At 44.6% G+C, this 9,057-nt stretch carries 7 protein-coding genes and 2 pseudogenes; 6 read left to right on the plus strand and 3 right to left on the minus strand.

Annotated elements, in window-relative coordinates:
- Positions 1 to 113 precede the first annotated feature (113 nt).
- From WFH18_RS09880 to WFH18_RS09890, 3 genes and pseudogenes are all read right to left on the minus strand, one after another.
- Positions 114 to 359 (minus strand): annotated as a pseudogene (locus tag WFH18_RS09880) (TetR/AcrR family transcriptional regulator C-terminal domain-containing protein); the annotation flags it as partial.
- Positions 360 to 368: 9 nt separating this feature from the next.
- Positions 369 to 1,439 (minus strand): RNA-guided endonuclease InsQ/TnpB family protein, encoded by a 1,071-nt coding sequence (locus tag WFH18_RS09885; RefSeq protein WP_005104991.1) that lies wholly within the window; start codon positions 1,437 to 1,439, stop codon positions 369 to 371.
- A 115-nt stretch (positions 1,440 to 1,554) separates the two neighbouring features.
- Positions 1,555 to 1,824: pseudogene (locus tag WFH18_RS09890) on the minus strand (TetR/AcrR family transcriptional regulator); the annotation flags it as partial.
- 148 nt (positions 1,825 to 1,972) lie between these two features.
- Between WFH18_RS09890 and WFH18_RS09895 the strand changes: the two are divergent.
- The 6 genes from WFH18_RS09895 to WFH18_RS09920 all read left to right on the plus strand — a co-directional run.
- A complete protein-coding gene (locus tag WFH18_RS09895; RefSeq protein ID WP_336754785.1) occupies positions 1,973 to 3,076 on the plus strand; it encodes an efflux RND transporter periplasmic adaptor subunit in 1,104 nt (367 codons plus the stop codon).
- 2 nt (positions 3,077 to 3,078) lie between these two features.
- Positions 3,079 to 6,216 carry an efflux RND transporter permease subunit gene (locus tag WFH18_RS09900; protein ID WP_336754786.1) on the plus strand — a complete coding sequence of 1,046 codons (3,138 nt, stop codon included), beginning with the start codon at positions 3,079 to 3,081 and terminating at the stop codon, positions 6,214 to 6,216.
- A 131-nt stretch (positions 6,217 to 6,347) separates the two neighbouring features.
- Positions 6,348 to 6,725, plus strand: a complete 378-nt coding sequence (locus WFH18_RS09905) for a sodium/proton-translocating pyrophosphatase (protein WP_164542996.1) — start codon at positions 6,348 to 6,350, stop codon at positions 6,723 to 6,725.
- A 104-nt stretch (positions 6,726 to 6,829) separates the two neighbouring features.
- A complete protein-coding gene (gene dnaJ, locus WFH18_RS09910) occupies positions 6,830 to 7,948 on the plus strand; it encodes a molecular chaperone DnaJ (RefSeq protein ID WP_208462279.1) in 1,119 nt (372 codons plus the stop codon).
- A 617-nt stretch (positions 7,949 to 8,565) separates the two neighbouring features.
- Positions 8,566 to 8,781: a cold-shock protein gene (locus WFH18_RS09915; RefSeq protein ID WP_005105001.1), complete on the plus strand. Its 216-nt coding sequence runs from the start codon at positions 8,566 to 8,568 to the stop codon at positions 8,779 to 8,781.
- A 191-nt stretch (positions 8,782 to 8,972) separates the two neighbouring features.
- Positions 8,973 to 9,057: transposase-like zinc-binding domain-containing protein (locus WFH18_RS09920; protein WP_442892475.1), on the plus strand; the 85-nt coding region annotated here is incomplete at its 3' end.

Consider the following 9,057-nt stretch of genomic DNA (forward strand, 5'->3'; position numbering starts at 1 on the left):
CGCGACTGTCGGACAATCCAAGTCCTTTACAGACAAAAGTTGCAGATTTTTAGCTGCTTTTTTCACAAGTCGGCAGCATCACAATAGCGCAGGTAGGTGACGTTGGTATGAGCTTATGGGTTGGTAATACCATATTTCAGCATAAACAGTTCAATCGCCTGGGCAATGATCTGCTGTTGTGCGGTATGCGATGGAGGCGGGCTGAGGCCCAGCAGGATTTTCTGATGCCGGGTTCCGGTCAGCAGGGACACAATCAGCTCGGTCTGTTTTTCTGGAAGATCAACCTTAATAAAACGGTACTGTTGAGCCAGAGCAAAGAAATCATTCCAGACTGCTTCCAGTTTGCTATGCGAGGCCTGTTGACATCCTCACCCACCTGAAAGGAGGGTGATTCCTACTGCTAGACGCTTATGCCCAAGCGCAAGTATGTTCTTAGCACTGTTCAAATCCCTATCCAGGACACTTGAGCAGTTTTCACATTCCCATACTCTTATTCGCAAATCTGCTCTACCTTTCGGACTGCTTGCGGTGATCTCACCACAGCACGAGCAGATTTGGGTTGTGAAACTTTCGTTGACTTCCTCAAACAATACACTTGCGTTCTCGCATTTATACTTGAGCATTGTTTTGAGTGCTGAAAATCCTGTATCTAAAACCGATTTAGCCATTTTAGTTTTCACAAGTTTTTTAGCACTCAGGTTGCCAACAATAATCAGTGCATTTTCTTTTACAAGCATGGTGCTTGCTTTGTGCAAATGATCTTTACGACAATTTGCAATCTTGGCGTGTAATGCACGAACACGCTTTTTATTCTTCGCTCGTTGAGTAATACCTAGTTTTTGTTCATATTTTCGATAGAACTTTGGATTTGAAATCACAGTACCATCAGAACAGGTGGCTATATCTTTTAAGCCTAGATCAATGCCAATGGCTTTAGTTGCAGTTGGTTTGTCTAACTTAGGTGAATCCACGACTAGGCACACATACCAACGCCCACGACTGTCCTCAACAAATGAGCCTGTTCTAACGGCATATTTGCTTAAACCGTAGCTATCCCATAAGCCAAATTTGGTTTCTCCATACTCAACCCATCCCTCAGCATATTTCAGTCCTGATTTTTTGAATGGTATCCAACCAAGCGATCTTCTTGCTGACTTCTTGTTACTTACACGCCATTTTAATTTTGCTTTTCTAAACTGTTTTCTTTTAGCAGTATATTCTTCCCTGATTGCATCCACCGTTTGGCTATGCAGACCACACAATTTTGAAGTCCCTTTTGTGTATTTAGCCATATCGAATGCTGAGAAAAAGTCACCTGTTCTTTTTAGGTGTGCGAAACTTAAATCATTCACATAATTCCAAACAAAGTTCACCTCAGATGCTAATTGGTCTAGCACCTTGCAGTGTTTGTCTTTTATTCGTAATTTAAGTGTTTTCATGGGCTTATATTAGCTCATGTTGAATTAAAATTATTGATTCTTAAAAAATAAACGACATTTCATGTCGTGTCGCTTATATCTCTGACCTGAAGAACAGAGTTTTACGCTCCATTTAATAAAACTCATGATAAAAATCAATTTCAGGTCGTAGCATCTGCGGGTATTCATGCAGAATGGCTTCACAGGTATCTTCGATCGCACACGTAAACAGAGTCGCCTTGTCCTGAAAATGGTTATACACCGTCAGCTTGGTGACGCCGGCCTCACGCGCAATCTGGTTCATGCTAGAAGTATGATAGCCATGTTCTAAAAATAAGGCTTTGGCCACACTGAGAATCCGTTGGCGCTTTTTCAGATCTTTGGGTCGTCCTACAGGTATTTGCACAATTTCTTCTCAAAACAGTTAACACGGTCATTGCTTTGATGATTCAGTTGTAATTAGTATACCGGTTGGCATATTGGCTAAAAGATAAGCAATTCAATATATCAGCATAGTTTGCCCTAAAAAAGATGATCAGATAAGAGCGAATAAGATGAGCAGGATTTACAGCGTATTGGCTGGCATGATGATGCTTTGCAGTGTGACCTTAAGCGGGTGCAACAAAGATACTGCCGCAGCAGAACAGGAAGTTCCCTTCGTCATGGTGAGTAGACCGACCGCTTCACAGCATGAACTGAAAAGCTATGCCGGAGATGTGCAGGCGCGTCAGCAAACCGAGCTGGCCTTTCGGGTGGCGGGACAGGTAACCCAGCGTTTCGTCGATGTCGGGGATCAGGTCAAAGTCGGGCAGGTACTAGCGACACTGGATGTAAAAGATGCACAGCTACAGCTGGATGCAGCACGTGCCCAGCTGGAAAATGCACAGTCTGCCAGCAAAATTGCTCAAGATGAACTACAGCGCTTCAAGCAGCTATTACCTGTCAATGCTGTGAGTCGCTCGCAATATGATGCCATCGATAATCAATACAAAGCCGCACAGTCAAGCCTGAAACAGGCACAAGCCAATTATGATACGGCCAAAAACCAGACCGCTTATAACCAGCTACTTGCCACTAAAAATGGCGTGATCACTGCACGTAATATCGAAACAGGTCAGGTGGTGGCCGCGGGGCAGGCGGCCTATGAGCTGGCGATTTCCGGTGAACGTGAAGTGGTGATTGGAGTGCCGGAACAGGCCATTTCAGAGATTAAGGTCGGACAGGCAGCTACGGTCACTTTATGGTCCAGACCTGAAGAAAAATTTGCTGCCTTTGTTCGCGAGATTGCACCGGCAGCAGACCAGTCGCGTACCTTTCGGGTTAAAGTTTCCTTACGTGAAGGCAATGGCCAGATCCAGCTGGGGCAAAGTGCCCGGGTGTTTTTTCAGCACAGTCGCGATAATATGCTCAGTGTGCCGCTATCGAGTGTCTCGGCAACGGATCAGCAGGCTTATGTGATGGTGGTCCAGCCGGATCATACCTTACGTAAAGTCCCGGTCCAGCTCGGTGCCTATGGCCGGGACAATGTTCCTGTACTCAGTGGCCTCAAGCCGGAAGACTATGTGGTGATTGGCGGCGTACATCTGCTGCGTAACCAGCAAAAAATCAATCCGATTGATCGTGAAAACCGTCGTGTGACCATTCAGGCAGGGAGTTAAGCATGAACTTTAACCTGTCGGAATGGGCTTTAAAAAATAAAGGTCTGGTGCTGTATTTCATGATCCTGCTCGGTCTGATCGGCATCGTCTCTTATTCCAAATTGTCACAAAGTGAAGATCCTCCTTTTACCTTTAAAGTCATGGTGATCCAGACCTATTGGCCGGGTGCCAGTGCCAAAGAAGTATCTCTACAAGTCACTGACCGGATTGAAAAGGAACTGATGACCACGGGTCAGTATGACCGCATCATGGCCTATTCGCGTCCGGGTGAATCTATGGTGACTTTTGTTGCCAAGGATTCCCTGGCTTCGAAAGATGTCGCTGATGTCTGGTATAACGTGCGCAAGAAGGTGGGCGATATCCGGCATGAATTGCCACAAGGGGTACAAGGTCCGTTCTTTAATGATGAATTCGGCGATACCTTTGGCAATATTTATGTGCTCAAGGGTAAAGATTTTGACTATGCGACCCTCAAGGAATACGCCGACCGCTTACAGCTGCAATTGCAACGGGTCAAAGATGTTGCCAAAGTTGAGCTGATTGGCCTGCAAGACCAGAAAATCTGGATTGAGATTTCCAATACCAAGGCCATTCAGCTGGGCGTTCCAGTCATGGCGATTCAGCAAGCCCTGCAGCACCAAAATGCCACAACCCAGTCCGGTTTTTTTGAAACCAGTTCAGACCGGATTCAGGTGCGGGTCAGTGGTGCATTAAACAGTGTTGAAGAGTTAAGACAGATGCCGCTGCTGGTCAATGGCAAAACTATTCAGCTGGGAGATGTAGCAGAAGTCTATCGTGGCTTTAGTGATCCGGCACAGCCCCGGATGCGCTTTATGGGCGAAAACGGCATTGGTATTGCTGTATCGATGCGCAAGGGCGGGGACATCATTGCTTTGGGTAAAAATCTGGAACAGGAATTCGCCCGCCTGCAAAAAGCCCTGCCCCTCGGCATGGAACTGCAAAAAGTCTCCGATCAGCCGGTGGCAGTTAAACGCAGTATTAACGAATTTATGAAAGTGCTGGCAGAAGCGGTGATTATCGTATTGCTGGTCAGTTTTTTCTCGCTCGGTTTCCGGACCGGTCTGGTGGTGGCTTTCTCGATTCCGCTGGTGCTGGCCATGACCTTTGCCGGTATGCAGCTGTTTGATGTCGGACTGCATAAAATTTCCTTGGGGGCGCTGATTCTGGCCCTCGGTCTGCTAGTCGATGATGCCATTATCGCGATTGAAATGATGGCGATTAAAATGGAGCAGGGTTATAGCCGTTTACAGGCGGCCGGGCATGCCTGGCGCACCACGGCTTTTCCTATGCTGACCGGGACCCTGATTACCGCTGCCGGTTTTCTGCCGATCGCCACTGCAGCTTCGAGTACCGGGGAATATACCCGTTCGATTTTCCAGGTAGTGACCATTGCATTGCTGGTATCTTGGCTGGCCGCGGTACTGTTTGTGCCATATTTAGGCGATAAACTTCTACCGGATTTCAACAAAGATTTAATTCAAAAAGCGCCGTGGTACCAGCGTCTCTGGGCACGTCTGCGCAAACAGCCAGAACCTCAGCCGATTGTGCATCATGCCGGAGAACATTATGACCCTTATCAAACCCGGTTTTATCAGGGCTTTCGCCGTTGGGTCGATGCCTGTGTGACCTATCGTAAAACTGTCATTGCTGCCACGGTCGGAATTTTTATCCTGTCTATTTTAATGTTTAAGCTGGTGCCGCAGCAGTTTTTCCCGCCCTCGAACCGGGCTGAAATTCTGGTGGATCTCAAACTTGAAGAAGGTGCTTCACTGAAGGCCACTGAAGCTGCAGTAAAAAAAGTAGAAGCCTTTTTATCGAAACAAGAGGGCATTGATAACTATGTGGCTTATGTCGGGATGGGTTCTCCACGTTTCTATTTACCGCTCGATCAGCAGTTGCCGCAAACCAGTTTTGCCCAGTTTGTGGTGCTGGCATCCTCTTTAGAGGATCGAAATGAAATCCGTAAATCCTTAAGTGACCAGATTCGAAAGTTATTGCCAGAAGTGCGTACCAGGGTGTCCTTGCTGGAAAATGGCCCACCTGTGGGTTATCCACTACAATTCCGGGTGTCGGGTGAAGATCTAGGATTAGTCCGTGAATGGGCGCAGAAAGTTGCAGCCACCGTGGGAGAAAATCCAAATACCACCAATGTGCATCTGGACTGGGGCGAGCCGAGTAAAGTCATCAAATTACAGATTGATCAGGATCGTGCCCGTCAGCTTGGGGTGAGCAGCAGTGAACTGGCCAATGTACTCAATAGCTCGATTTTGGGGGCCGGTATTGATCAGTATCGGGAAAAACGTGAACTGATTGAAATCCGTTTACGTGGTGCTCAGGCTGAACGGGTGGAGGTAGCATCTTTAGCCAGTCTGGCTGTTCCGACTGCGACCGGTACATCGGTACCTTTGGCGCAGCTTGCCAAAATTGAATACAGCTTTGAAGAAGGCCTGATCTGGCATCGGAATCGTTTACCGACCATTACTGTGCGTGCCGATATTCGTAGCAAGTTGCAGCCCGCTACTGTGGTCAATGAACTCAAAGAGCCACTGGAACAAATCCGGACAGAGCTGCCAAATGGTTATCTGCTGCAAGTGGGCGGGACGGTTGAAGAATCTGCTCGCGGGCAGAACTCGGTTAATGCCGGCATGCCTTTATTCCTCGCAGTCGTCATGACCTTGCTGATGATTCAGCTTAAGAGCATCTCACGGGCCTTTATAGTGTTCCTGACCGCGCCTTTGGGGATTATCGGAGTGGTGTTATTCCTGTTAATTTTCAATAAACCTTTCGGTTTTGTTGCGATGCTCGGAACGATTGCATTATCCGGAATGATCATGCGCAATTCACTGATTTTGATTGACCAGATTGAGCAGGATATTCAGGCAGGAGAGTCGCAGTGGGATGCCATCATCAATGCCACAGTACGCCGTTGTCGTCCGATCGTATTGACCGCACTGGCTGCAGTTCTGGCCATGATTCCCTTGTCTCGCAGTATTTTCTTCGGGCCGATGGCAGTGGCCATTATGGGCGGTTTAATTGTGGCGACACTTCTGACCCTGTTTTTCCTGCCTGCCTTATATGCACAATGGTTTAAAGTGAAAAAAAGTTTAAATTCTGTTTAAAATTGTCATAATTTCAGGTGCGAAATATTGAAATTTTCAATATAGTAGCAGCTGAGATTTTTATAATTTAAAAAAATAAGTAACTACTGCATTGGCCGAACTGCCAATCCGGTAATGAGGTTAAACCAAACATGACTCAAACTACATTAACCAAGATGCGACGTTCCGTAGCGATGGCTTATGTCTTCATGTTTTTGGCCTTATTTACGCTATTTAGTGGACTTTTTGCTTACTGGTTGGCCCGTAAAGTTACCCAGGTTGATTATGCTGAAGTCTGGTTACAAGCACAGGCACTATGGATCATGCGTAATATCGTGATTTATACCATTTTGGCGATCTTTGCTGCACTGTGGTTTATTCCCCTGTTTTTCTTTGCCTGGGACAGCCAGTTATGGGTCAAAGCCTGTGTGGTGACCGGGGTGATTTTCAGCTTTATTGCCTTTATTTTCCTGATCAATGCCTGGTTTAAAGGCATCTATAAATTCTCTCAAAACAAAGCTGTGTTCTAAAGCGTATAATTTTTTTCATATTTCCCCTTGTAAAACTCAGTTTGACCCCAATTTCAGACCTCAGTTGAATATTAAACAAAATTCCGTGAGGAGCATCGCCAGACATGGCTAAACGTGATTATTATGAGGTTTTGGGCGTCGCTAAAACCGCTAGTGATGATGAAATCAAAAAAGCCTACCGTAAGTTGGCGATGAAATATCATCCAGACCGTAACCCGGACAATGCTGAAGCTGAAGAGAAATTCAAAGAAGCAGCAGAAGCCTATGAAGTGCTCTCTGATGGTGAAAAGCGCAGCATGTACGACCGTATGGGCCATCAGGCCTTTGAAGGTGGTATGGGCGGCGGTGGCGGCTTCGGCGGTGGTTTCAGCGCAGAAGACATTTTCAGCCAGTTCGGTGATATTTTCGGTGGTGCTTTTGGTGGCGGCGGTGGTCGTGGCCAGCAACGTGCACGCCGTGGTTCCGACTTACGCTATGTCATGGAACTGACCCTGGAAGAAGCGGTCAAAGGCGTCAAGAAAACCATTACTTTTACTGCACCGGCACCGTGTGACGCCTGTGATGGTAAGGGTTCACAAAATCCAAACGATGTAGAAACCTGCCGTACCTGTCATGGTGCTGGTCAAGTGCGTATGCAGCAAGGTTTCTTCTCGGTACAGCAAACTTGTAGTACCTGTCGCGGTCAGGGCAAGATCATCAAGAATCCATGTAATAAATGTCATGGTTCGGGTGTGTCGGATCGTCAGCAAACATTGGAAGTCACTATTCCTGCGGGTGTGGACAATGGCGACCGCGTACGCTTGACTGGTAAGGGTGAAGCGATCCGTGACGGTCAGTCAGGTGACTTGTACGTAGAAGTGGTGGTGCGCGAGCATGAAATCTTCCAGCGTGATGGCGCTGACCTGTATATGGATGTGCCGGTATCAATTGCTGATGCAGCCCTAGGTAAGGAAGTTCAGATTCCCACGCTGGATGGCCGTGTTAGCCTGAAAATTCCGGAAGGTACGCAAACAGGTAAACTGTTCCGCTTACGTGGTAAGGGTGTTAAACCGGTACGTACCAGCATGCAAGGTGACTTGCTTTGCCGTATTGTGGTGGAAACTCCAGTGAATTTAACTGCACGTCAACGTGAATTGTTGAAAGAACTGCAAGAAACCATGGATGGTGAAGACAGCAAATCATCACCAAAGAAAAAATCATTCTTTGATCGTCTGTTTGATTGATCGAATGAAAATAAAAAAGGACGCTGCGGCGTCCTTTTTTATTATGTAGATAAGATACTCTAGATTAGAAGATGCTATTTATTAGTTGATAGGTATAGCTTAAAAACAGAAACCGCCTAAAAAGCGGTTTCTGTTTTTATATTTCATTATCTAAATAGAAAGTATGAGTCCAAATTTGGAGGGTGATAGATATTTTGTAAGTGAGAAAAAAGCATCATTCCCGAAATTAAAAAGGCCAATATTGTTATTACAGAGCTATATAATCGCATTCATTACTTATCAAATTTACCAGTACAGCAGATTACTCTTATTTTATTATCATGACAATTAAAGCTTAATCTTATTGAAATCACTATAAATTTTTAAAGTTTCATTTTTAATAAATAAAATAAATATATATATAAGAAAACTTGATTAATTAAATTTTTCGTGTATAGTTAACTTAACTAGAAAAAAGTCTTGTTTCGGTAAATCTTCTTTAAGTATCGTAGTTTTAGTCATAATCCTTCGTTTTTTTTCAGATTTTAAGTCTCATTCTTTATTATTTCAAAGTTATAATCAGTCTATAAAATGACTAAAAAATTATTAAAAATTATTAAAAATTATTAGGATATATTATGTCAAACTCAAATGTTGTTAAAGGTACTGTAAAGTGGTTCAACGAAACTAAAGGTTTTGGTTTTATTCAACAAGAATCAGGTCCAGATGTTTTTGCTCATTTCAGCGAAATTGCGAGTTCAGGTTTTAAAACCTTGCTTGAAGGCCAGCTGGTTGAATTCAGTGTAGCTCAAGGTCAAAAAGGACCGAATGCTGTAAATATTGTTGCTATCTAAGCAAGAATAAACAGTAAAAAAAAGCACTTAATAAGTGCTTTTTTTATCGTTCAAAATTTAATTTTAAGTTATTTTCAAAATTGGAAAAATCTTTAGAAAAACAGGATTCAAGTTGTTAAAAATAAATGATTTGGTGGTGTTTCAAAAAGTATGCTGAAACAAAGCAGGTTGAATTTTGATAAAATAGAGAAATGCGAATAACTCTAGAAATCAAATGTCCAACCTGCCTCAGTGACAGTATAAAGAAAAATGGCATCAAAGTAGATGGGAAACAAA

Source organism: Acinetobacter sp. USHLN143, assembly GCF_037145695.1.
Lineage (GTDB): Bacteria > Pseudomonadota > Gammaproteobacteria > Pseudomonadales > Moraxellaceae > Acinetobacter > Acinetobacter fasciculus.

What these genes read in the sequence shown, in the direction of transcription:
- WFH18_RS09900 (WP_336754786.1), top strand. Translation starts at nt 3,079, where the DNA reads ATGAACTTTAACCTGTCGGAATGGGCTTTAAAAAATAAAGGTCTGGTG.
- WFH18_RS09895 (WP_336754785.1), top strand. Translation starts at nt 1,973, where the DNA reads ATGAGCAGGATTTACAGCGTATTGGCTGGCATGATGATGCTTTGCAGT.
- WFH18_RS09915 (WP_005105001.1), top strand. Translation starts at nt 8,566, where the DNA reads ATGTCAAACTCAAATGTTGTTAAAGGTACTGTAAAGTGGTTCAACGAA.
- WFH18_RS09905 (WP_164542996.1), top strand. Translation starts at nt 6,348, where the DNA reads ATGACTCAAACTACATTAACCAAGATGCGACGTTCCGTAGCGATGGCT.
- WFH18_RS09885 (WP_005104991.1), bottom strand. Translation starts at nt 1,439, where the DNA reads ATGAAAACACTTAAATTACGAATAAAAGACAAACACTGCAAGGTGCTA.
- dnaJ (WP_208462279.1), top strand. Translation starts at nt 6,830, where the DNA reads ATGGCTAAACGTGATTATTATGAGGTTTTGGGCGTCGCTAAAACCGCT.